Below are 21,205 nucleotides of genomic sequence, written 5' to 3'. Positions count from 1 at the left end.
TGATGGACTGCGTTCTGCAACCTTGGAGAGATTGGATGAAACTCAACAAACTGGCTGGTGTAATCGGATTCACCGCAGCTACCCTGTTTTCCGTCAGCACCCTGGCTGCCGGTGTGGATAAAAACCTGCCGGATTACACTCCGACCAGCGGCATCTCGGGCAACCTGTCCTCTGTCGGCTCGGACACCCTGGCCAACATGATGACCCTGTGGGCCGAAGAATTTAAGCGCATGTACCCCAACGTCAACGTGCAGATCCAGGCCGCCGGTTCCTCCACCGCGCCGACCGCACTGACCGAAGGCGTTGCCCAGTTCGGCCCCATGAGCCGCGCCATGAAATCCGGCGAGGAAGAGGCATTCGAGAAGCGCTACGGTTACAAGCCGACAGCCATCCGCGTCGCGGTCGATGCCCTGGCGGTGTTCGTCAACAAGGACAACCCCATCAAGGGGCTGACCATGCCGCAACTGGATGCCATCTTCTCCAGCACTCTCAAGTGCGGCGAAGCCAAGGCCGCCACCAAGTGGGCGGATCTGGGTCTGGACGGCAACTGGTCTTCCAAGGATCTGCAACTGTTCGGTCGCAACTCAGTGTCCGGTACCTACGGTTACTTCAAGGAACACGCCCTGTGCAACGGTGACTTCAAGAGCGGCGTGAACGAGCAGCCGGGTTCTGCCTCCGTGGTGCAGTCCGTCTCCTCCTCCCTGAACGGCATCGGCTACTCCGGCATCGGTTACGTCACCTCCGGCGTGCGCGCCGTACCGCTCTCCAAGGATGGCAAGACCTTCATCGAGGCCAGCGCCGACAACGCCATCACCGGCAAGTACCCGCTGTCGCGCTTCCTGTACGTTTACGTGAACAAGCACCCGAACAAGCCGCTCTCTCCGATGGAGCAAGAGTTCCTGAAGATGGTGCTCTCCAAGGCGGGCCAGAACATCGTTGCCAAAGATGGCTACGTACCGGTACCGGCCAAGGTGGTCGAAGCCGACCTGAAGAAACTGGGCATCATGTAAGCCGGTTTCCTTTGTCAGACGGGCCCTGCGGGGCCCGTTTTGTTTTTTGGCCGCCGCATGATGGCGGTATGTGACCGCTTTCGCCAGACCGGGTGATTTGCCGACTTGCACCGGACGCCCGCATTTCCGAAAATAGGGCATCTTTATGGTGAAGGACACCTCCATGACATCTCCCTTGTTCAAGCTTGGCCTGGCGGCACTCTGTTCCACCCTGCTCGCCAGCTGTGCCCAGTCTCCCACCGGCCGCAGCCAGATGCTGCTGTTCTCGCCCCAGCAGATGAGCAAGCTGGGGGCCGACTCCTTCGAAGAGATGAAGAAGCAGGAGAAGGTGAGCACGGATGCGAAGATGAACGCCTATGTCTCCTGCGTCGCCAAGGCGGTGACCGCCCAGGTGCCGAGCCAGTACGGCATCACCAGTTGGGAAGTGGTGGTATTTGACTCCAAGCAGGTCAACGCCTTCGCCCTGCCTGGCGGCAAGATCGGGGTCTACAGCGGCCTGCTCAAGGTGGCCAAAAACCAGGATCAGCTCGCCACCGTCATCGGTCACGAGCTGACCCACGTGCTGGCCCAGCACTCCAACGAGCGTCTCTCCCGCAGCCAGCTGACCGGCCTTGGGCTGGCGGCGGCCGACATCGCCATGGGCAGCAGCGAATACCGCGGTGCCACCATGGCGGCGCTGGGGCTAGGGGTGGAGGTCGGCGTCATGCTGCCCTATGGCCGCGAGCAGGAGAGCGAGGCGGACCGGCTGGGTCTGGATCTGATGGCCCGCGCCGGTTTCAATCCGGCCGAAGCCATTCCGCTGTGGCAGAACATGAGCGCGGCCGCGGGTGGCAATGCGCCGCCCCAGCTGCTCTCCACCCACCCCAGCAACGAGAACCGGATCGCCGAGCTGCAGGCCCAGCAGGCTGAAGCCGTGCCGCTCTACGAGCAGGCCCGCGCCTCCGGGCTGGTACCCCAATGCAAGGCATAAGCCTGCGCATGGCACGGCCCGATGACGCCGCCGCCATGACGGTGATGCAGCGGGCCAGCTGGCTCGCCGCATACGGCGGCGTGCTCGGTGCCGACATGCTGGCTCAGCTGGCGGTGACCGAGCATCTACAGATCTGGCAGCGCCGGCTGGCGGAGACAGGCCCAAGGCCCATGCTGCTGTGTCAGGACGAAGTGGTGATCGGCCTGCTCTACTGGCAGCCGGAGACGACGGGGGAGTACCCCACCGCCTGGATCCGCGCCTTCTACCTGCATCCCGACCACTGGCGTCAGGGCCACGGCAAGCGGCTGTGGCAGGCGGTGGCGATGCAGATGCGGCGCGCCGGCTGTGAAGGCGTCAGATTGTGGCTGCTCGATGGCAACCACATCGGCGAAGGGTTCTACCTGCGCCGCGGCTTCATGTTTGATGGTCAGGAGCGCACCCTGATGAGCCTCGGCCAGCCCTGCCTGCAGCGACAAATGTTTCGTTTGCTTTGATCTCTCTCCCGTTTTTCGCCTCCGGTCACTTTATTTTTTTTGCGAATTAATACAATGTCCCCCTCTGGACAGGCTGAGGTGAGGCGACTCATCGACAAGGGAGTGTGGCATGTATTACGGCTTTGATATTGGTGGCACCAAGATAGCGTTCGCTGTGTATGACGGCGCCTTGAATCTCTGTCATGAGGAGCGCATGAGCACTCCCGGCAATGATTACGAAGGGTTGCAGCAGCTCATTCGCGCGCGGGTCGAACAGGCGGATGCCCGTTTCGGCGCCCGTGGTGCGGTGGGCATCGGCTTTCCCGGCATTCTCAACCGGCACGACCACAGCATAGTGGCGGCCAATCTGCCCTCCATCAATGGTCGCCACCTGGGCGCCGATCTGGCCGAACTGCTGGAGCGTCCGGTCAAGGTGGACAACGATGCCAACTGCTTCCTCTGGTCCGAGGTACATCAGGGGGCGGCGGCGGGAGCCGACAGCGCCCTCGGCGTCACCATCGGCACCGGCATCGGTGGCGCCGTCTATCTGGCGGGCAAGCTGATCCAGGGCCGCAACTGGCTGGCGGGGGAGATAGGCCACTACCCGCTGCCGGCCACCATGCTGATGAAGTACCCCGACCTGCCTCGCCTCCGTTGCGGCTGCGGTCGTCTGGTCTGTTTTGAAACCTATGCCTCCGGCACCGGGCTGGAGCGGCTCTACCATCACTTCCACGGTCAGCGTGCCAGCGGCCATCAGATAGTGGGGCGCTTCGAGGCGCACGAACCCCATGCGGTGGCCACGGTCGACTGCTGGCTCGAAATCATGGCTGCTGGGCTTGCCACCGCCATCTCGGTGGTCGACCCCGACGTGGTGGTACTGGGGGGCGGCCTGAGCGGTCTGCCCGCGCTCTACGAACAGCTGCCGCTGCGCCTGCCTGGCCATCTGCTACCCGGGGTCGCCCTGCCCGAGATCCGCGAGGCCCGCTTCGGTGGCGCCGGCGGGGTGCGCGGGGCCGCCTTGCTCAATTTATGAGATCAGATCCGGGGTCTGATCTCCCCAATAAAGGAGTCCATCATGACCTCTCTTGAAATCTGTATCGACAATCTGGAATCCCTGTTTACTGCCCAGGAGGCTGGCGCGAATCGCATCGAGCTCTGCTCTGCGCTGGGGCTGGGCGGCCTGACTCCCTCCTATGGCTTCATGCAGCTGGCGGCGCGCCATGCCACCGTTCCCGTCTACGCCATGATCCGGCCCCGGGCCGGTGACTTCTGCTTTGGCGACGGGGAGTTCGAGATGATGCTGCAGGATATCGCGGCGGCCCGCGCCGCCGGTCTGCAGGGGGTAGTGGTCGGTCTGCTGGACGAGCAGGGACGGGTGCCTGCCGCCAAGCTCACCCAGCTGGTGGAGGCGGCAGGGCCTCTTGGCGTTACCTTCCACCGCGCCATCGACCTCTCCTCCGACTGGCGCCTCGACTTGGAGACCATAGTCGCCGCCGGCTGCGAGCGCATTCTGAGCTCTGGCCACGCGCCGACCGCGCTGGCGGGGCTGGAGACCCTGCAGGCGATGCAGCAGGCGCTGGCGGGGCGGGCCAGCCTGATGCCGGGCGCCGGGGTCAATGCCGACAACGTGCGCACCATAGTGGAGTTCACCGGGGTGAACGAGGTGCACATGTCCGGCATGGGCTGGCGCGGCGGCATGGTGCCCCATGGCGTCAACATGGGCACCTCGGACGATGGCCGGGTCAATATCACCGACGGCACCAAAGTTGCAGCGGTACGGGCTCTGCTGGACAGGGCCTGATACGGGCCGCGCGGCGACATGGTGTCTCGTCATGGGGCGTCAACATGGGCACCTCGGACGACGGCCGGGTCAATATTACCGACGGCGCCAAAGTTGCAGCGATGCGGGCTCTGCTGGACAGGGCCTGATACGGCTTGAATGTGAGCTGGGGTGATGGTGCTCTGTTTTCCCTCCCTTCTCCCCTTGTGGGAGAAGGGGTGGGGATGAGGGGGCTGATGTGAGACACCTCCCACCTAGTGGCAAAACCGGGGACGGGCCGGCAGCACCTGGCGCAAAAGTCTGATATTATCCCGTCTCTTTTACCCTCAGGACCCGGAGCAACTTCTCAATGTCCCAATACGACTCTATCGAACAGAAGGCCAGCTATGGCATCGGCCGCAACATGGGTGATCAACTGGCGCAGCAAGCCTTCGCCGGTCTGGATATCCCGGCCCTGCAGCAAGGTCTGGCAGATGCCCTGAATGGTCTGGAGTTCGCGGTCAGCCGTGACGATATCAATGATGCCTTCCAGGTCATCACCGCCCGCATGCAGGAAGAGCAGGAAGCCGTCGCCAAGGCTGCCGCCGCCGAAGGCGAAGCCTTCCTGGCCGACAACGCCAAGCGCGCCGAAGTGAAGACCACCGAGTCCGGTCTGCAGTACGAAGTGCTGGTGGAAGGCAACGGTGCCGTACCGGTAGCCGGTCAGTCCGTCCGCGTGCACTACCACGGTACTTTCACCCACGGTGGTGTGTTCGACAGCTCCGTCGCCCGCGGCCAGCCGGCCGAATTCCCGGTCACTGGCGTGATCGCCGGCTGGGTAGAAGCGCTGCAACTGATGCCGGTTGGCTCCAAGTGGAAGCTCTACATTCCGCAGGATCTGGCCTACGGCGCACGCGGTGCCGGTTCCATCCCGCCGTACTCTGCCCTGGTATTCGAAGTGGAGCTGCTGGACATCCTGTGATCCGGCTGGCTTGATTGATACAGACGGCGACCCTCGGGTCGCCGTCTGTTTTTTTGCGCCGCACGCGGCGGGGCATGGGCAGCGCCTGCGCTTTTGGATATAGTCATGGCTCCTGCAGGGAGAGCGCCCATGGCTGCCATCATTGAAGTCGTCGATCTCGTCAAGCACTTCCCCGGCGTCAAGGCGGTGGACGGGCTCAGCTTTGCCATTCCCGCCGGCAGCTGTTTCGGCCTGCTCGGCCCGAACGGGGCAGGCAAGACCACCACCATCGAGCTGCTGGAGGGGATCCTCACCCCGGACAGCGGCCAGATCCTGTTCCACGGTGCCCCGCGCGGCCCCGACTACCGCTCCCGCATCGGCATCCAGTTTCAGCACACGGCGCTGCAGGATTTCCTGACGGTGCGCGATACCCTGCGACTGTTTGCCAGCCTCTACCCGGCCCCCTTGCCCCAGGCCCAGCTCATCGAGTTGTGTGCGCTGGGAGAATTTATCGAGCGGGACAGCCGCAAGCTCTCCGGCGGTCAGCGGCAACGGCTGCTGCTGGCGCTGGCCATGCTCGGCGACCCCGAGCTGCTGTTTCTGGATGAGCCCACCACGGGGCTCGATCCCCAGGCCCGCCACCACTTCTGGCAGCGCATCGAAGCGATCAAGGCGCAGGGCAAGACGGTGGTGCTCACCACCCACTACATGGACGAGGCCCAGCAGCTGTGCGATCAGATTGCCATCGTCGATCACGGCCATCTGCTCAGCCTGGATACCCCGGTCGCCCTGCTGGCCCAGCATTTTGACGGCGTGCTGGTGCGCCTTGCGGCTCATCCGGCCCTCGCCAGTCTCGGCTATCCCCTGCGCCCGCTTGGCGAGCAGGTGGAGCTGAGCTGTCCTGACGTGGCGGACTTGCTGCCACGGCTGCTGAGCCTGGGCGTGCCACTGACCGGCATGCAGGTGCGCTCCCCCAATCTGGAGGATCTCTTCCTCCACCTGACCGGCCACAGCCTGCGGAGCGGCGCATGAAGGCGGCCCCGTGGTACCCCGCAGCGGCGTCTGCCTGCATGTCGCCCCAGCCTGCCAGCCCAAGGAGCACCAGATGACGGGATCCCTCAAGCGCATCGGGGCGCTCTTCTATGCCCGCAACCTGGAGTTCGTGCGGGATCGGGCGGCGCTTGTCTGGAACCTGGCCTTTCCGCTGTTGCTGGTGCTGGGGTTCACCCTCATCTTCTCCGGCCCGCCCAAGCCGCTGGTGCAGATGGGGGTGGTGGGGGAGCTGCCCGCAGCCTATGCCCCGCTGCGCGCCGTGCCGCTGCTCAAGCTCATCCCTTATGACGAGGAGGAGAAGGGCCGACTCAAGGTGCGCCACCATCAGCTGGATCTGCTGCTCTCGCCCGGCACGGGCCGTTACTGGATCAACCCGGACGCCCCCCAGGGAGCCATGGCCGAGTATCTGCTGCGCCAGGCCGTGCCGGCGCAGCTCACACGAGAGACCCTGAGCGGGCGGGCCATTCGCTACGGCGACTGGCTGCTGCCCGGGGTGATCGGCATGAACCTGATGTTCTCCGGCCTGTTCGGGGTGGGCTTCGTCATCGTTCGTTACCGCAAGAACGGGGTGCTCAAGCGGCTGCGGGCCACCCCGCTCTCGGCCGCCGAGTTTCTCTGTGCCCAGCTGCTGTCGCGCATCCTGATCACCCTGGTGGTGAGCCTGCTGGTGTTTTTGGTGGCTTACTTCTTGCTCGGAGTGCCGCTGCTGGGCTCGGGCTGGCTGCTGCTGTTGATCGCCCTGCTGGGCGGGGCGTCCATGGCGTCTCTCGGCCTGCTGGTGGCGGCCCGCATCCAGAACGAGGAGCTGGCGAGCGGGCTGCTCAACGTCATCAGCATGCCGATGATGTTTCTCTCCGGCGTCTGGTTCTCGCTGGAAGGGGCCCCCGCCTGGTTGCAGCAGCTGGCGGCCTGGCTGCCGCTCAGCCAGATCATCGCGGCGGCCCGCGCCGTCATGCTGGAAGGGGCAGGCTGGGCCGAGGTGGCTGCGCCACTGGGCTGGGTCCTGCTGTTTACGCTCTGCTGCATCACCCTGGGCAGTGCCCTGTTCAAATGGAGTCACCGATGAAGTCACTACCGCTGGTTGGCGGGGCCCTGCTGGCCCTGCTGTTGAGTCTGCCGGCCAGTGCCGGCGCCATGCGCTGCAAGAATGCGCTGATCACGGAAGGGGACAGCACCGCCGAGATGCTGCTCAAATGCGGCGAACCCATGCTGCGCGAGGAGCTGACCCGCAACGAGGAGAACCAGTTCGGCAACCTGATGCAGGTGAAGTATGGGGAGCGCTGGACCTACAACTTCGGCAAGAACGAGTTCATGCGCTTCGTCACCGTGCGCAACGGGGTGATCACCGACATCGAAAACGGCCCGCGCGGCGAATAGCCGGCGGGCAAAGACGTGCATGAACGCAGACTACAAAACAGAAAGGACTATGGAAGTTACCCCAACAGCAGGGTGGTGTGACGCAGGCCGCGAACCTCCAGATTGATCTGCCGGGCCAGACTCAGGGTCTGACGGCAGGTCAGGCTCTCCAGATTGATCTCGCCGCCGCTGAACTCGAACCGCCCGTGGGCCTCCACCATGAAGCTGCCGTGATGGAAGCTCTTGATGTAGCGGGCAATCTGGCGGGGAGACAAGTTTTTGAACACCTTCATCACAAAACACCTGTTGCGTGGACAGGGCACACTATGGCGTTGCCAGGTGACACGGATGTGACAGTTTGTAGAGGTTTGTATGAATCCGGTTTTTCCTCCACCCGCATTGGCCGTCCATCTGGGGTTGGAGTGAAAAAAGGCTGCCATGACAAGCCGTTGCCCCGATATACTGCGGGCAGTTTAACGCCATGAACAAGAAGGGTCTGCGTGTGGAATGGGTGGATGTGGTGGATGGAAACAATCAGGTCGTCGGGGTTGCCGAGCGTGCCAAGGTGCGGCGGGAGAACCTCTGCCACCGCGCCAGCTATATCCTGGTGCTCGACGAGGCTGACCGCATCCTGGTGCAGCGCCGCACCCTCAGCAAGGACTTCTGCCCCGGCATGCTGGATGCCTGCGCCGGTGGCGTGGTCACCACGGGCGAGCTGATGGAGCCCTCCGCCCGCCGCGAACTGGCCGAGGAGCTGGGGATCCGCGATGTGCCGCTGCAGGCATTCGGTGACTTCTATGCCGAAGGGGAGGGGTATCGGGTCTGGGGTGGTCTCTTCAGTTGCCGCTATCAGGGGCCGCTGCAACTGCAGGCCGAAGAGGTGAGCGAGGTGTGCTGGATGAGCCAGGCGGAGATCGCCGCGCGGGCCGCCGAATTTACCCCCGACTCCCTGCTCGCCATCGCCACCTGGCAGGCGCGGCGCTGACGCGCACCCAGCATGCAAAACGGGCAGCCACTGGCTGCCCGTTTTGTTTCAGGGGGAATGTTAGACCAGCCTGAGCCGGCGGTTGGTGCGCCCGCACGGACTGGCGCCGGCGAGCCAGTGGCCCTGCCACTCGGTGACCAGACGCAGCAGCGGGTATTCCAGATCGAGCCGGGTCACCACCAGCTGACCGACGCCATCGCCGATGACCGGCTCGCCGCTGGCCAGATCGATGATCTCGATGAGGCAGCTTTCGTTGACGATGAAGCCTTGGCCGGGCTGGCTCTCATAGGCGATCACCCCCGCATCCTGCAGCAACAGGCAGTTGAGCGCCCGGATGCCGTGCACCGCCTGCAGCGGCCGGGTATCGGGGTGGGAGGATTCGCACAGCAGGGCGCAGCGCAGGCTGTCGCTCGGTACGTCGGCCCGCTCTGCCGCCTCCAGCAGATCCAGCAGCACCGCCAGCGGCCCGACGAACCCGGTCGGCTCATAGCGCTGCAGTGCCTCCAGCTGGCGCCCGGTATCGTGGGGGCCGCAGGGCACCACGGGCGCACCCAACTGGCGGGCGCCGTTGTCGAAGATGAAGGCGGTGGGGCTGATGTGGTAGTCGTGGCCGTTGAGCAATACCTCCCCGGCCTTGAAACCGGCGGCGAACAGGGCGCGCGCCGCCCCCCACCAGTCGGCGCCGGCGTACTCGGGAATGGCCAGCTGGCCCGGACAGGCGAAGACCCGCAGCGCCTGGCTGGCGGGGCGGCCGGTGAGGCCGGCAAAGGGCGGGTGAGCCTGCTGGGCGGCGAACAGTTCGCTGGCGTTGAGCAGGGGCAGGCTGGTCAGCTCGCCCAGATCCTGCAGGCGACGCTGGCGGTAGGCACTGGAATAACCGGCGCAATACTGGCCGACATGGGTAAGCAGGTGATTGAGTTGATCCAGTTGTTGCTGCTCTCGCAAGGCGGAGGGGCGAATTTCCAGTCCATCGTAATAGTGCTGCATGAGGCCTCCTTGGTCGGCTGATCCTGCTCAAGGTTAGCCCAAAAGGCGAACGGGATCGGGGTCTGTGTCACATGGCGGGAGTGGGGTAGACTGGAGCCCCTGCCATCCAGTTGAGGACGAGAGATCATGATAGCGATTGGCCAAGCCCTGCCTGCGGGCGAATTCACCTTCATCACCGCCGAGGGCAAGCAGCAGCGGGATAGCCAAAGCCTGTTTGGCGGCAAGCGGGTGGTGCTGTTTGCGGTGCCCGGCGCCTTCACCCCCACCTGTTCCAACGCCCACCTGCCGGGTTATGTGGTGCTGGCCGACCAGTTGATGGCCAAAGGCGTCGATGCCATCTGCTGTTTGTCGGTCAACGACGCCTTCGTGATGAAGGCGTGGCAGGATGCCCAGAACGCCGAGGCTATCACCATGCTGGCCGACGGCGACGGCAGCTGGACCCGGGCACTGGGTCTGGCCAAGGAGACCGGGGCCTTTGGTGGCGTGCGCGCCCAGCGCTTTGCCCTCATCGCCAACGATGGCGTGGTCGAGCAGCTGTTCGTGGAGGCCCCCGGCAAGTTCGAGGTGTCGGATGCCCAGAGCCTGCTGGCGGCGCTGTAAAATATCAATCGTCGTTTGATTTTTCCTTGAAATGGAAAGTCGGCCCGCTACACTGGGCCCACTTCTGCAAAGAGCCGGGCCATCGCCTGGCTCTTGCGTTTGCTGGCGATGGAATGGAGATGTTATGACCCTGGCTTTTGTTGCCCTGATTGCCGGACTGGCGCTGCTGGTCTGGAGTGCGGACAAGTTTGTCGATGGCGCCGCCGCCACCGCCCGTTATGCCGGCATGCCGCCGCTGCTGATCGGCATGGTGATCATCGGCTTTGGCACCTCGGCCCCCGAGATGGTGGTCTCCGCGCTGGCGGCCTCCCAGGGCAACCCCGGCCTTGCGCTCGGCAACGCCTATGGCTCCAACATCACCAATATCGCCCTGATCCTGGGGTTGACCGCCCTGATCAGCCCCATCGCGGTGGCCTCTCAGGTGGTGCGCAAGGAGATCCCCATCCTGCTCGGCATCACCCTGCTCTCCGGCGCCCTGCTGCTGGATGGTCATCTGGACCGTACGGACGCCGTCATCCTCGGCGTGGTGTTCGTCGGCCTGATGGGCTGGTCGATCCGGGCCGGCATGCGCGGCAAGGGGGATGCGCTGGATGCGGAAACCGAGGAGAGCATCGACAGCGAGGGGATGTCTCTCAAGGCGGCCATCGGCTGGCTCATCGTGGGGCTGGTGCTGCTGATTGCGGCCTCCCGCCTGCTGGTATGGGGGGCGGTGACCATCGCCCAGGCGCTCGGCATCAGCGATCTGGTGATTGGCCTCACCATCGTCGCCGTCGGCACCTCGCTGCCGGAGCTCGCCTCTTCGCTTATCGCCATTCGCAAGAACGAGCACGATCTGGCCCTTGGCAACGTGCTCGGCTCCAACCTGTTCAACACCCTGGCGGTGGTGGGGATCGCGGCGGGGATCCACCCGCTCGACGTGGCACCGGAAGTGCTCTCTCGCGATTGGAGCGTGATGATGGGGCTGACTCTGTTGCTGCTGGTGATGTGCCTGGGCCGCAAGGGGCAGGGGCGGATCAACCGGCTGGAGGGGGGCCTGCTGCTCGCCTGCTTCGTCGGCTACACCGGCTGGTTGCTGGCCAGCCAGTTCATCTAGCCGTTTGAGCTGGATGAAACGAAAGAGGGGAAGCCATGGCTTCCCCTCTTTGCATTCGGCCTGTTGTCAGGCGACTGCCACCAGCTTCTGTCCCTTCTGGCTGCTGTCCAGAATCAGGATGCTCGCCTTGGGGAAGAAGTTGAAGGTGGAGGCCGAGGCCCAGGTGTAGGCCCCCATCACCCGGCCCACCACCAGCTCGCCGATGGCCAGATCCGGCAGCATGATGCCGTCACGGATCACGTCCACGCTGTCGCAGGTGGGGCCGGAGAGCACCGAGTTGTGCAGCTCGCCGCGAGCCAGCGGAGTGCTCACCGGGTAGGTGACGTGATCGTAGAGCTGGCCGTTGTAGCTGCCGTAGAGGCCGTCATCCAGGTAGTACCAGATCTTGTCGCCGCGATGGGCCTTGCCCATCACGCTGGAGACAGAGGTCATGGCCGGCGCGCTGATGAAACGGCCCGGCTCGGCAATCTTCTGTACCGTGGCCGGCAGCTTGGCCAGCGCCTCGCGGATTGGCGCGCAGAAGCCGTCGATGTCGAACTCGCCGCCCTCATAATCCACCGGGAAGCCACCGCCGATATCCAGTACCCAGGGCTTGAGACCGAGTTCCCAGGCCTGCTCCATGATCTCGCGGCAGGCATCGATGGCCTGCACGTGGCGACGGGCGTGGGGCACCTGGGAGCCGACGTGGAACGACAGCCCCATCACCTTGATCCCCTTGGCGTGGGCCAGCTGCAGCAGCGGCAGCGCCTGCTCCGGGGTGCAGCCGAACTTCTTGGAAAGGTCGACCTTGGTCTCGGGGTTGGGGAAGCTGACTCGCAGCAGCAGTTTCACTTCGTCCTTGTAGGGAATGAACTTCTCCAGCTCCAGCGGGTTGTCATAGACAAACACGGTGCAGCCGTACTCCAGCGCATAGCGGATATCGCTGTCGCGCTTGATGGGATGGGTATGAATGCAGCGTCCCGGGCGGACACCCTGACTGCGCACCAGATCCACTTCGCCATTGGTGGCCAGGTCGAAACAGGCCCCCTCTTCCTTCAAGACAGAGACCACTGCCTCGTGGGGCAGGGGCTTGAGTGCATAGTGCAATCGTACATCGGGCAGGGCGGCCGCCAGGGCCCGATACTGTTTGCGGACGGCTGCCTTGTCGAGCAGCAGCAGGGGGGAGCCGAACTGTTCAACCAGCTGACGGTAATCTTGTGCTACCAGGGTCTCGTTCATTCTCTTTTGGTCATCCTTAGGGGGCGTGATATGCCCAAGCCATATGGGGTTGAACCGGCGACGGCCGGCTCAGGCGAGCGGTCCGGAGGGACCAACCAGACACATTGCATAACTCCATTGCAAAGTGCTTAGTTATGCGCGGGATTATCGGCTTATTGCGTTTGTGTGCAACCCTTTTGATTGGATATGTCGGCAAGTTTTTCTGGTCGAGACGAAATATCATCTTGATATGGTGGCCGTATCGGCTAGTGAAGCGGGGCCATCTGTGGCAAGTGGGAATAACTTATTGATAGTTAACGAACAAATAACAGATGGTTCGGTGCGAAAAAAAACGGCGGCCGGGGTGGCCGAGTGGGAGACAGCTCACACTTTTTGGATTACCATGCCCGCTTCCTAATCCAAACTAGTTCGGATGAAGGTAGCAGGAGAGCGATGGGCGACCATCCACCGAAGAAGTGAATCTTTCAGGTACCGGGCAACCGGTGTGGACTGCTACTGGACGATACTCTGGAGAGACCCGTTGAATCGGGCGCCGAAGGAGCAAGGCACCGTGATTGCATCGCAATCTGGCGCCGGAAACTCTCAGGCAAAAGGACAGAGGGGATGGGATGGTTGTACCTGAGCTTGGAACTGTTCACGATCGGTAACGAGAGGTCGTCAGCAAGGCAAAGAGCAGCGCAGGAACCGGAGCGTATAGACATACGTGAGGATTCCGAGTCGCGCATGAGCCTTGATCACGGCCTCGCAGTAAGAGTGTGAACACGTTCTTGGCCTGCATCCGATCGCCTTTGGGGATCGCGACACCTATGGGAAGATCATCCTTCTCCTCCTTAATTTTTGTTTCTTAAGGAGGATGCATGTCATCAATTCAATCGGCGCTCGCCGCCATCGATAGCTTTATCTGGGGTCCACCCCTGCTGATCCTGCTGGTCGGGACCGGTATCTACCTTACCCTGCGTCTGGGTCTGCTTCAGGTGGTGCGCTTGCCGCTTGCCCTGCGGCTGGTCTTTGGCCGCGACCAGGGTCAGGGCAAGCAGGGGGATGTCTCCAGCTTCGGCGCGCTCTGCACCGCTCTCTCCGCCACCATCGGTACCGGCAACATCGTCGGGGTGGCCACCGCCATCAAGCTGGGGGGCCCTGGCGCCCTGTTCTGGATGTGGATGGCAGCCCTGTTCGGCATGGCCACCAAGTACGCCGAGTGCCTGCTGGCGGTCAAATATCGTCAGCAGGATGCCAACGGTCAGATGGCGGGCGGCCCCATGTACTATCTGGAGAAGGGGCTCGGCTCCAGGCCGCTGGCCAAGCTGTTTGCCCTGTTCGGCATCGGCGTCGCTTTCTTCGGCATCGGCACCTTCCCGCAGGTCAACGCCATCAGTGACGCCATGAGCCTCTCCTTCTCGGTCCCCCGTGAAGTGACCGCCGTGGTGCTGACCCTGATCGTGGCGCTGGTGACCCTGGGGGGGATCCAGTCCATCTCCAGCGTGTCGAGCAAGGTGGTGCCCTTCATGGCCATCTTCTACATCGTCGCCTGCCTCGGTGTACTGGTGAACAATGCCGCCGCCCTGCCGGAGGCGATCGCCCTGGTGATCGGGAGTGCCTTCACCGGCCATGCGGCCACTGGCGGCTTCGTCGGCGCCGGCATCATGCTGGCGATCCAGTCCGGGGTGGCGCGCGGGGTCTTCTCCAATGAGTCGGGACTGGGTTCTGCGCCCATCGCGGCGGCGGCGGCCAAGACCGACTCCTGTGTGGAGCAGGGGCTGGTCTCCATGACCGGTACCTTCATCGACACCATCATCATCTGCACCATGACCGGCCTGACTCTGGTGGTGACCGGGGTGTGGAGCGGCGATGTGAGCGGCGCGGCCATGACCAGTCTGGCTTTTGCCCAGGGGCTCGATGCCCATGTCGGCCAGTATCTGGTGAGCATCGGCCTGTTGTTCTTCGCCTTTACCACCATCCTTGGCTGGAACTACTACGGCGAGCGCTGCACCGAGTACCTGTTCGGGGTGAAGGCGATCAAACCCTACCGCCTCATCTATCTGGTGCTGGTGGCGAGCGGTGCCTTCCTGCATCTGGACCTGATCTGGCTGTTGGCCGACATCGTCAACGGCCTGATGGCGGTGCCCAACCTCATCGGCCTCATCGGCCTGCGCCACGTGGTGATCGCCGAGACCCGCGCCTACTTCAGCCGGGACCGGGAGACGGAGTCCGAGCCCGAGCCGCAGACGGCCTGATGCCAAGACCACCCATCCAAACGAAAAGCCACGACCCGGGTCGTGGCTTTTTTTATGGGCGTTTTTGATGAGGGGGCAAGTTGTGGTGCCCAGAAGCAGGGCGCTGGGCTCACTCCTGGGTCAGCAGCGCGGTGAGCCGGGCGCGCACCCTCTCCACCAGTTCGCCCTCGCTCCCCTGCCAAGCTATGGCTTGCGCGATGGTGGTGGAGGTGGCGGGGAGAAAGCGCAGCTCGCCGCCCGCCAGCTCGTAGAAGCGGCTAGCCATCCGGGTGCCTTCATCCACATTGCCGGCCACCAGCAGCATGGCCTGGGCCAGCACGGCCCCGTGGTGATCCTGACCCGGCGCCAGCCAGCGCTGGGCGGTGCCGGTCACCTTGCGACCCCCGATCACCAGATTGTACTGGCCATCGCAAAACGAGCCGGGCACGAAGTCATAGCTGCCCACGAGACCGTATTCCCCGAGCAGCGCGAGCAGCGGCGCCCCCAGCAGCCGGTAGTAGTGAGCCAGATCCGTAGTGGTGCGAGGCAGCATGAGCGACAGATTGAGGATGCCGACGCCGTGGGGCACGGCGGTGCCGCCGCTGTCGCGCACATGCACGGGCCAGCCCTCGGCGGCAAGCTGCTCGCAGGCGGCCTGGTAGCGGGGCAAGCGGGTGTCCTTGCGGGTGACGATGAGGCATTGGGGCGCCTGCCAGAGGTGGGCGCGGGGCTGGCGGTCATGGGCGCATTCTCGCAACCAGCGCTGCTCCTCGGCCAGGATCTGATCCGGGGTGTGGCTGCTGGGCAGAGAGGGAAGCAGGGTATAGGGCATGAAAGGCATCCTGAGCAGAGGCTGCCCAGCACACTACCCGTGGCAGCGAAGGAGGTAAAGCCCCGCATGGCGGGGCTTTGGTGCAAGGATGGCGGAGTGTCAGACCTGTGCGGCGGCGCGCTTGGGCAGCAGCAGGTTCATGATGATGGCGGTGAGGCCGCCGGTGGCGACGCCGTAGGAGAGCACGCTCTTGGCCAGATCCGGCAGGTGCTGCAGCACTTCCGGCACCTGCGCCACCCCGAGGCCCATGGCCAGCGACACCGCCAGGATCATCAGGGCGCGGCGATCGAGCTCCTCGCGGGAGATGATGCGCACGCCGGCGGCGGCGATGGTGCCGAACATGACGATGGTGGCGCCCCCCAGCACGGGTTCGGGGATCTGCTGCACCAGGCTCGCCACCGCCGGGAACAGGCCGAGCAGCGCCAGCATGGCGGCGATGAACAGGCCGACGTGACGGCTGGCCACCCCGGTCAGCTGGATGACGCCGTTGTTCTGGGCGAAGGTGGACATGGGGAAGGTGGAGAACACCGCCGCCAGCATGGAGTTGGCGCCATCGGCCAGCACGCCGCCCTTGATCCGCGCCATGTAGACGGGCCCTTCCAGCGGCTCGCCGGAGATGTCGGAGGTGGCGGTCATGTCGCCGATGGCCTCGAGCGCCGTCACCACGAAGATGATGGCGAGCGGCACGAACAGCTGCCAGTCAAAGCCGAGCCCGTAATGGAGCGGGATCGGCACCATCAGCAGCGGGCCGTCGAAGGTGGGGGCGTTGACCTTGCCCAGCAGCAGCGCCACCGCATAGCCCACCAACATGGCGATCATGATGGCGGAGAGGCGCAGCCAGGGGTTGCGGCTGCGCTGCAACAACACGATGAGACCGAGCACCAGCAGGGAGAGGAAGAGGTTGGTGTGGCTGGCGAAGCTGCCGTCTGACAGGGCGCCGTAGCCGCCCCCCATGCTGATGAGGCCCACCTTGATGAGGGTCAGGCCGATGAGCAGCACCACGATGCCGGTCACCAGCGGGGTGATGATCCGTTTGACCAGGTGCAGGAAGCGGCTCATCACCACTATGGTGAGGGCGGCCGCCAGCATGGTGCCGAACAGGGTGCCCAGCAGATCCTCGGTGGGCATGGCCGCCTGCTTGAGGGCGAGGCCGGAGGCGATGATGGGGCCGAGGAAGTTGAAGCTGGTGCCCTGTACCGAGAGCAGGCCGGAACCGAGGGGGCCGAAGCGGCGGGTCTGGATGAAGGAGGCGATGCCGGACATGACCAGCGACATGGAGACGATATAGCGGGTGTCAGCGGCAGGGAGGCCGAGGGCGTTGGCAATGATGAGGGGCGGGGTGATGATGGCGACAAACATGGCGAGCATATGCTGCAGGGCGGCGAACAGGGTCTGGGGCAGGGGCGGGACATCCTCTATGCCATAGACCAGTTCGCTATGGGCTCGTCTGGGGGGATGGGCCTCTCGGGTTGCGCGTACGGCGGCAGCCTGTTCCATAAATACCTCGAATGTGTGGGGGAGGGGGCAGAAAATTGGGCGCTATTTTAGTGATTGAGAGCGGGCTGACCAGCGCTAATTCGGGTTGCAACGGGTTTATTTTTCGATGGGTTGAAACGTTTGCGCGTGGCGATTATGATCCGCCGGTTTGTGTGACGGCGCTCGCCCGGAAATGGGGCCGGTTGCATAGGATTTTGCCGCCGCACGGCGTAGAATGAGCCCTCTGTTGCGATTTGGAGGCTCTGGATGCTGAAGCTGTCGGAGTTCTGGAGTGCCCGTGCCCACTCCGAAGATTTTACCCTGACCCGCATGGGCTTTATGACGGTGCGTCTTCGGCTGCTCACCTGTCTGTTGATGGTGGGCCTGCCTGCCTGGGCGGTGGTGGACTGGCTGACCTTGCCCTCCGCCCAGTTCGATGAACTGTTTCAGGCCCGGATCTTCTGCCTGCTCGCCCTCTCCCCGCTCATCCCCTTCTCCTACCTCATCCACTTCAGACGCGAACGCATGAAGCTGGCGCTCGGCTACCTGATGGCGGTGATGATGCTCTTCTCCCTCATCTGCCTGCACAGCTTCGGCGCGGATCAGGAGCTGCAGGCGGGTTACATGGCGTTCCCCTACCTGCTCATCAGCCTGTTCGCCATCTTCCCCATTCCACTCTCCCTCGGTCTGCAGCTGGCGGGGGGCATTCTGGTCACCATGCTGGCCGGCAACTGGCTGCTGGTGGGGCAGCCGCTCTGGAGCGTGCAGACCCTCAACCAGATCTGGCTGCTGGGGCTGTTTGCCCTGGCCAGCAGCTGGGTGCAGTGTGGCCAGCTCAACATGCTGCTGCAGCTCTACCGGGAGTCCACCACCGACAAGCTGACCGGCATGATGAACCGTCGCCTGCTGATGAAACAGCTGGAGAAGGCGCGGATGAGCATGATCCGCAAGCAGGCGCCGTTCGCGGTGCTGCTGCTGGATCTGGACCGCTTCAAGCGCATCAACGATACCTTCGGCCATCTGGCGGGGGATGCGGTGCTCAAGGAGGTGGCGGCGACCCTGGCGGAGCAGCTGGAGCCCGGCATGGTGCTGGGCCGCTACGGCGGCGAGGAGTTTGCCATCCTGCTGCCCAACTGCGCCGAGCTGGCCCAGGCCAAGCGGGTGGCCGAGCGGCTGCGGGTGGCGGTGGAGGCGCGGCTGGTGAAGAGCCCCACCTCGGACGAACTGCTGGAGGTGACGGTGAGTATCGGCCTGACCCTGGCCCTGCGCGGCGAGGGGGTCGAGGATCTGCTCAACCGGGCCGACGAGTGCCTCTACATGGCCAAGATGGCCGGGCGCAACTGCGTGGTGGGGGAGCTGGGTGGCAAGCCGGCACAGCCTGCCGCCATACAGACAGATGCCGCCTGAGGGCGGCATCTTGCTTGCGCTGGGTTGAGCGGGCTCAGCCCAGCTGGTACTTGCCGGAGAGCTGCTGGGCCAGCAGCTTGAACATGTTGAACACTGCCATGGTCTTGCCGGTCGGGGTGCCATCTTCGGCCAGGAAGAACTCCCCCTTGAACACCAGGATCTCCCCCTTCTGCTCCACCGAGTCGGCACGCATGCCGTGGATGAAGTCTTCGTGTTCCTTGATGATCTTGTTGGCCATCTCCAGCAGGGCAGTCTCGGTGATCAGCTCTTTTTGTGGTTGCATGCTCGTCTCCTTAAACGACTACTGGGCAGGGGCATAATGTCGCTGTACGCGGTGCGCCCTGCCTCTGATTGAAGAGGGGGCCAGCATACTGCAAACGGGGATTTTCTGTCATTGATATGACCCCGCATTTTCCCGCTTTGCTCTCTTCCCTTATCCCAGCACCAGATTTCTGAGCCAGCGGCGCTGGCGAATGCGACGCTGCACCAGCAACACCTTGCTGAGCTCTTCCAGCAACACCACCGCCACCACCCAGGAGAGGGGCCAGCCGAGCAGGTTGACCGCCCCCCAGGCGAGTGGCAGGCCGATGCACCACATGCCGACGATGTCGATGAAGATGCTGTAGTTCACATCCCCGCCCGAGCGCAGCACCCCTATGATGCCCACCATGTTGAACACCTTGAGCAGCATGCCCAGACACATGATGGCGAGCACCTGGCCGGCCTCCGTCATCAGCTCACCCGGCAGGTTGCCGACCCACTGCAGCAGGTGGGTCTGCAGCAGCCAGACCGCAATCCCCACCAGCAGGGCACCGATGGGGGCGAGCAGCAGAAAGAGCTGGGAGTGCTGCCAGGCAACCTCGTACTCTTCCGCCCCGAGCCGGTGGCCGAGCAGGGTGGAACAGGCCACCGCCAGTCCGAAGAAGAGGGAAATGAGGATGCTCTCCAGCGTGCCGAGGGTGGTCATGATGGCCAGCGAGTCGGTGCCAAGGTGGGCGTAAAGAAAACCGTAGAGCAGCATGCCGAAGGCCCAGAGCCCGTCGTGGAACAAGAGCGGCAGGGCGATCAGGGTGAAGCGCACCACCTCCTTGCGCTTGAAGGCGGCCAGCCAGTCATCTTTTCGCGGGATCAGGCGCGCCTCGTAGCGTCTCACGTAGAGCAGCAGCAGGGTCGTTTGCAGCAGCCGTGAAAGGGTGGTGCCCCAGGCCGAGCCGGCCACCCCCATCGCCTCGAAGCCGAAATGGCCGAAGATGAGGGCGTAGTTGAGGATGACGTTGGCAACGATGGCGATGATGCCGATGCGGGTGGGGGCGGCGGCATTGCCGACCGAACGCAGCGCCGACTCCAGCGGTACCACCACGGCGGTGCAGAGGATGGTGGCGCCGGTGATCATCAGAAACTGATCGGCCAGCTCGCGCAGCGCGGGCTCCTGGCTGGCAAAGCCGAGCACACTGCCCGGTGAGAGCACGTAGACGAGGGCAAACGGCAGGCTCACCAGCAGGGCCCCCACCAGCGCCAGCGCCAGCGAGCGGCGCACCCCGGCCATCTCGCCACGACCGTAATACTGTGCCGCCAACACCGAGACCCCGCCCGAGAGTCCCGCTATCACCAGCAGATTGAAGAAGAAGACCCGGTTACCCAAGCCGACCGCCGCCACAGCCGTGGTGCCAAGCTGGCTCACCATCATGATGTCGATGAGGCCGAGCAGGGAGAACATCATGGATTGCAGCGAGACCGGCAGGGCCAGCCGCCACAATCGGGTCATGAACTCACGATCGGTGGTTTGTTTTAAAATCGCTTGCCAATAATTCATTTATGTTAACCGGGTAGATAAAAAGCAAGGTTCGTCATGGGTATGATAAGGGCAGTGGCGAGCGACTTCACTGTGAGCCTCTCTCGGCTTTCTTGTGTAAAACTATCCTGTTGAGGTGTTATGCCGTTTGTCAGCGAGTGTCTGGAAATTGCCCCGGCCTGTGAGGAGCGGATGCTGGGGCGTGAAGGCTTGCCGCTGCTCGGCGAGGCGGGCATCTTCCTGACCGGGCTCTCGAGCATTCGCGATCACTACCTGATCCGTCGCAACCGGCCGGAGTTTCACATCCTGATGGTGAGCCACGACGAGGGGGGCGCTTTGCTCACCGATGGTGGCGAGCAGCCCATCCCGGCCGGTTCGCTCATCTTCTTGCCGGCGGCAGTGCCCGGTGGTCTCAAGCTGGTGGGGGCGCAGTGGCGCACCAGCTGGATCCTGCTGGATGATGTGCCGCGCTGGCAGCACCTGCACCGGCTCGGCCACCGCATCTGGCAGGGGGAGGAAGGGGAGCAGCTCTATCACCTGCTCAGCCTGATGCAGGGGGAAGGCACTCGTTCACCGCTGCAGCCCCAGTTGCTCAGCCTGCTGCTGGCGCTCCTGGAGCGCACCCTGCAGGGGGAGGTGCGCGGCACGCCTGAGCTCAGGCTGCAGGCGCTGTTTCGGCGGGTGGAGGCGCGCCTCGACGAGCCCTGGAGCGTGGCGTTGCTGGCCGATCAGATGGCCTGCTCGGTGCCCCATCTGCATCGGCTCTGCCAGCAGGCGTTCGGCATGGGGCCCATGGCGAAGGTGACCGAACTCAGGATGAACAAGGCGCGCCAGCTGCTGCTCTACACCAACTGGCCCCTCGGCGAGCTGGCTGGCCGGGTCGGTTACAGCGACGGCGCCAACTTTGCCAACCGCTTTCGCCAGCTCACTGGTCTGACCCCCGGCGCCTTTCGTCGCCTGGGTCGCAAACCTTTTGCAACGGATGTGCAAACTCTTTGAAATTAATGGCGCAAGCCCATA

22 protein-coding genes and 1 riboswitch are annotated in these 21,205 nt (G+C 64.0%); of the genes, 15 read left to right on the top strand and 7 right to left on the bottom strand.

What is annotated here, in order from left to right; all coding sequences use genetic code 11:
* Positions 1-35 precede the first annotated feature (35 nt).
* The 9 genes from PG900_RS07950 (at position 36) to PG900_RS07905 (ending at position 7,603) form a co-directional block, all read left to right on the top strand.
* Positions 36-1,010, top strand: coding sequence for a PstS family phosphate ABC transporter substrate-binding protein (locus PG900_RS07950; RefSeq protein ID WP_017408555.1), 975 nt, complete (start codon positions 36-38; stop codon positions 1,008-1,010).
* A 163-nt stretch (positions 1,011-1,173) separates the two neighbouring features.
* Positions 1,174-1,980, top strand: coding sequence for a M48 family metallopeptidase (locus PG900_RS07945; protein WP_011705171.1), 807 nt, complete (start codon positions 1,174-1,176; stop codon positions 1,978-1,980).
* Positions 1,968-2,474 (top strand): GNAT family N-acetyltransferase, encoded by a 507-nt coding sequence (locus tag PG900_RS07940; protein ID WP_011705172.1) that lies wholly within the window; start codon positions 1,968-1,970, stop codon positions 2,472-2,474. Before PG900_RS07945 ends, PG900_RS07940 begins: the two co-directional genes overlap by 13 nt.
* Positions 2,475-2,583: 109 nt before the next feature.
* Positions 2,584-3,486 carry an ROK family protein gene (locus PG900_RS07935; RefSeq protein WP_270831230.1) on the top strand — a complete coding sequence of 301 codons (903 nt, stop codon included), beginning with the start codon at positions 2,584-2,586 and terminating at the stop codon, positions 3,484-3,486.
* 42 nt (positions 3,487-3,528) lie between these two features.
* Complete coding sequence (locus PG900_RS07930) at positions 3,529-4,254, top strand: copper homeostasis protein CutC (RefSeq protein ID WP_270831229.1); 726 nt, start codon at positions 3,529-3,531, stop codon at positions 4,252-4,254.
* 328 nt (positions 4,255-4,582) lie between these two features.
* Complete coding sequence (locus PG900_RS07920; protein ID WP_005298548.1) at positions 4,583-5,194, top strand: FKBP-type peptidyl-prolyl cis-trans isomerase; 612 nt, start codon at positions 4,583-4,585, stop codon at positions 5,192-5,194.
* 129 nt (positions 5,195-5,323) lie between these two features.
* Positions 5,324-6,205 carry an ABC transporter ATP-binding protein gene (locus PG900_RS07915; protein WP_270831227.1) on the top strand — a complete coding sequence of 294 codons (882 nt, stop codon included), beginning with the start codon at positions 5,324-5,326 and terminating at the stop codon, positions 6,203-6,205.
* 73 nt (positions 6,206-6,278) lie between these two features.
* Positions 6,279-7,292 (top strand): ABC transporter permease, encoded by a 1,014-nt coding sequence (locus tag PG900_RS07910; RefSeq protein WP_077096204.1) that lies wholly within the window; start codon positions 6,279-6,281, stop codon positions 7,290-7,292.
* Positions 7,277-7,603, top strand: coding sequence for a DUF2845 domain-containing protein (locus tag PG900_RS07905; RefSeq protein WP_029303666.1), 327 nt, complete (start codon positions 7,277-7,279; stop codon positions 7,601-7,603). The genes PG900_RS07910 and PG900_RS07905 overlap by 16 nt, the downstream gene beginning before the upstream one ends.
* Before the next feature lie 56 nt (positions 7,604-7,659).
* Here the strand turns inward: PG900_RS07905 and PG900_RS07900 are convergent, their stop codons facing one another.
* Positions 7,660-7,875 (bottom strand): DUF1107 domain-containing protein, encoded by a 216-nt coding sequence (locus PG900_RS07900; RefSeq protein ID WP_016349931.1) that lies wholly within the window; start codon positions 7,873-7,875, stop codon positions 7,660-7,662.
* Positions 7,876-8,063: 188 nt separating this feature from the next.
* On the opposite strand from PG900_RS07900, the gene yfcD reads away from it, so the two are divergent.
* Complete coding sequence (yfcD, locus tag PG900_RS07895; RefSeq protein WP_016349932.1) at positions 8,064-8,567, top strand: NUDIX hydrolase YfcD; 504 nt, start codon at positions 8,064-8,066, stop codon at positions 8,565-8,567.
* Between the two features lie 60 nt (positions 8,568-8,627).
* On the opposite strand, the gene PG900_RS07890 is transcribed toward yfcD, so the two are convergent.
* Positions 8,628-9,554, bottom strand: coding sequence for a phenylacetate--CoA ligase family protein (locus PG900_RS07890; protein ID WP_041218244.1), 927 nt, complete (start codon positions 9,552-9,554; stop codon positions 8,628-8,630).
* Between the two features lie 126 nt (positions 9,555-9,680).
* On the opposite strand from PG900_RS07890, the gene PG900_RS07885 reads away from it, so the two are divergent.
* Entirely contained in the window at positions 9,681-10,154 is a 474-nt protein-coding gene (locus tag PG900_RS07885) for a peroxiredoxin (RefSeq protein ID WP_024944732.1), read from the top strand.
* A gap of 124 nt (positions 10,155-10,278) precedes the next feature.
* On the top strand, positions 10,279-11,247 hold the full coding sequence (locus PG900_RS07880; protein ID WP_039216106.1) for a calcium/sodium antiporter: 969 nt from the start codon (positions 10,279-10,281) through the stop codon (positions 11,245-11,247).
* A 66-nt stretch (positions 11,248-11,313) separates the two neighbouring features.
* Here PG900_RS07880 and PG900_RS07875 read toward each other — a convergent pair whose 3' ends face one another.
* Positions 11,314-12,465 carry a type III PLP-dependent enzyme gene (locus tag PG900_RS07875; RefSeq protein ID WP_011705184.1) on the bottom strand — a complete coding sequence of 384 codons (1,152 nt, stop codon included), beginning with the start codon at positions 12,463-12,465 and terminating at the stop codon, positions 11,314-11,316.
* Positions 12,466-12,962: 497 nt separating this feature from the next.
* A riboswitch (glycine riboswitch) is annotated at positions 12,963-13,073 on the top strand.
* A gap of 249 nt (positions 13,074-13,322) precedes the next feature.
* Between PG900_RS07875 and PG900_RS07870 the strand changes: the two genes are divergently transcribed.
* On the top strand, positions 13,323-14,699 hold the full coding sequence (locus PG900_RS07870) for an alanine/glycine:cation symporter family protein (RefSeq protein WP_257684636.1): 1,377 nt from the start codon (positions 13,323-13,325) through the stop codon (positions 14,697-14,699).
* Positions 14,700-14,808: 109 nt separating this feature from the next.
* On the opposite strand, the gene PG900_RS07865 is transcribed toward PG900_RS07870, so the two are convergent.
* Positions 14,809-15,510: a lipoyl protein ligase domain-containing protein gene (locus tag PG900_RS07865; protein ID WP_202002748.1), complete on the bottom strand. Its 702-nt coding sequence runs from the start codon at positions 15,508-15,510 to the stop codon at positions 14,809-14,811.
* A gap of 99 nt (positions 15,511-15,609) precedes the next feature.
* Positions 15,610-17,007, bottom strand: a complete 1,398-nt coding sequence (locus PG900_RS07860; protein ID WP_085734677.1) for a nucleobase:cation symporter-2 family protein — start codon at positions 17,005-17,007, stop codon at positions 15,610-15,612.
* A gap of 246 nt (positions 17,008-17,253) precedes the next feature.
* Between PG900_RS07860 and PG900_RS07855 the strand changes: the two genes are divergently transcribed.
* Complete coding sequence (locus PG900_RS07855) at positions 17,254-18,393, top strand: GGDEF domain-containing protein (protein ID WP_270831226.1); 1,140 nt, start codon at positions 17,254-17,256, stop codon at positions 18,391-18,393.
* Positions 18,394-18,427: 34 nt separating this feature from the next.
* On the opposite strand, the gene PG900_RS07850 is transcribed toward PG900_RS07855, so the two are convergent.
* Together PG900_RS07850 and PG900_RS07845 are read right to left on the bottom strand one after the other, a co-directional pair.
* On the bottom strand, positions 18,428-18,676 hold the full coding sequence (locus tag PG900_RS07850) for a YciN family protein (protein WP_005298586.1): 249 nt from the start codon (positions 18,674-18,676) through the stop codon (positions 18,428-18,430).
* A 150-nt stretch (positions 18,677-18,826) separates the two neighbouring features.
* Positions 18,827-20,206, bottom strand: a complete 1,380-nt coding sequence (locus PG900_RS07845; RefSeq protein ID WP_270799374.1) for an MATE family efflux transporter — start codon at positions 20,204-20,206, stop codon at positions 18,827-18,829.
* Between the two features lie 120 nt (positions 20,207-20,326).
* Between PG900_RS07845 and PG900_RS07840 the strand changes: the two genes are divergently transcribed.
* Entirely contained in the window at positions 20,327-21,184 is an 858-nt protein-coding gene (locus PG900_RS07840; protein ID WP_270799372.1) for a helix-turn-helix transcriptional regulator, read from the top strand.
* The last annotated feature ends 21 nt before the right edge of the window (positions 21,185-21,205 follow it).

It is taken from the genome of Aeromonas sp. QDB03, from assembly GCF_027707985.1.
In the GTDB taxonomy this organism is placed as follows: Bacteria; Pseudomonadota; Gammaproteobacteria; order Enterobacterales; family Aeromonadaceae; genus Aeromonas; species Aeromonas hydrophila.
Note: the sequence above shows the minus strand (reverse complement) of the source record. Positions and strands in the feature narration are given on the sequence as shown.

Bases quoted from the DNA above. Each gene is read 5' to 3' on its own strand.
- PG900_RS07950 (WP_017408555.1), top strand. From the start codon at position 36: ATGAAACTCAACAAACTGGCTGGTGTAATCGGATTCACCGCAGCTACC.
- PG900_RS07945 (WP_011705171.1), top strand. From the start codon at position 1,174: ATGACATCTCCCTTGTTCAAGCTTGGCCTGGCGGCACTCTGTTCCACC.
- PG900_RS07940 (WP_011705172.1), top strand. From the start codon at position 1,968: ATGCAAGGCATAAGCCTGCGCATGGCACGGCCCGATGACGCCGCCGCC.
- PG900_RS07935 (WP_270831230.1), top strand. From the start codon at position 2,584: ATGTATTACGGCTTTGATATTGGTGGCACCAAGATAGCGTTCGCTGTG.
- PG900_RS07930 (WP_270831229.1), top strand. From the start codon at position 3,529: ATGACCTCTCTTGAAATCTGTATCGACAATCTGGAATCCCTGTTTACT.
- PG900_RS07920 (WP_005298548.1), top strand. From the start codon at position 4,583: ATGTCCCAATACGACTCTATCGAACAGAAGGCCAGCTATGGCATCGGC.
- PG900_RS07915 (WP_270831227.1), top strand. From the start codon at position 5,324: ATGGCTGCCATCATTGAAGTCGTCGATCTCGTCAAGCACTTCCCCGGC.
- PG900_RS07910 (WP_077096204.1), top strand. From the start codon at position 6,279: ATGACGGGATCCCTCAAGCGCATCGGGGCGCTCTTCTATGCCCGCAAC.
- PG900_RS07905 (WP_029303666.1), top strand. From the start codon at position 7,277: ATGGAGTCACCGATGAAGTCACTACCGCTGGTTGGCGGGGCCCTGCTG.
- PG900_RS07900 (WP_016349931.1), bottom strand. From the start codon at position 7,875: ATGAAGGTGTTCAAAAACTTGTCTCCCCGCCAGATTGCCCGCTACATC.
- yfcD (WP_016349932.1), top strand. From the start codon at position 8,064: ATGAACAAGAAGGGTCTGCGTGTGGAATGGGTGGATGTGGTGGATGGA.
- PG900_RS07890 (WP_041218244.1), bottom strand. From the start codon at position 9,554: ATGCAGCACTATTACGATGGACTGGAAATTCGCCCCTCCGCCTTGCGA.
- PG900_RS07885 (WP_024944732.1), top strand. From the start codon at position 9,681: ATGATAGCGATTGGCCAAGCCCTGCCTGCGGGCGAATTCACCTTCATC.
- PG900_RS07880 (WP_039216106.1), top strand. From the start codon at position 10,279: ATGACCCTGGCTTTTGTTGCCCTGATTGCCGGACTGGCGCTGCTGGTC.
- PG900_RS07875 (WP_011705184.1), bottom strand. From the start codon at position 12,465: ATGAACGAGACCCTGGTAGCACAAGATTACCGTCAGCTGGTTGAACAG.
- PG900_RS07870 (WP_257684636.1), top strand. From the start codon at position 13,323: ATGTCATCAATTCAATCGGCGCTCGCCGCCATCGATAGCTTTATCTGG.
- PG900_RS07865 (WP_202002748.1), bottom strand. From the start codon at position 15,510: ATGCCCTATACCCTGCTTCCCTCTCTGCCCAGCAGCCACACCCCGGAT.
- PG900_RS07860 (WP_085734677.1), bottom strand. From the start codon at position 17,007: ATGGAACAGGCTGCCGCCGTACGCGCAACCCGAGAGGCCCATCCCCCC.
- PG900_RS07855 (WP_270831226.1), top strand. From the start codon at position 17,254: ATGCTGAAGCTGTCGGAGTTCTGGAGTGCCCGTGCCCACTCCGAAGAT.
- PG900_RS07850 (WP_005298586.1), bottom strand. From the start codon at position 18,676: ATGCAACCACAAAAAGAGCTGATCACCGAGACTGCCCTGCTGGAGATG.
- PG900_RS07845 (WP_270799374.1), bottom strand. From the start codon at position 20,206: ATGAATTATTGGCAAGCGATTTTAAAACAAACCACCGATCGTGAGTTC.
- PG900_RS07840 (WP_270799372.1), top strand. From the start codon at position 20,327: ATGCCGTTTGTCAGCGAGTGTCTGGAAATTGCCCCGGCCTGTGAGGAG.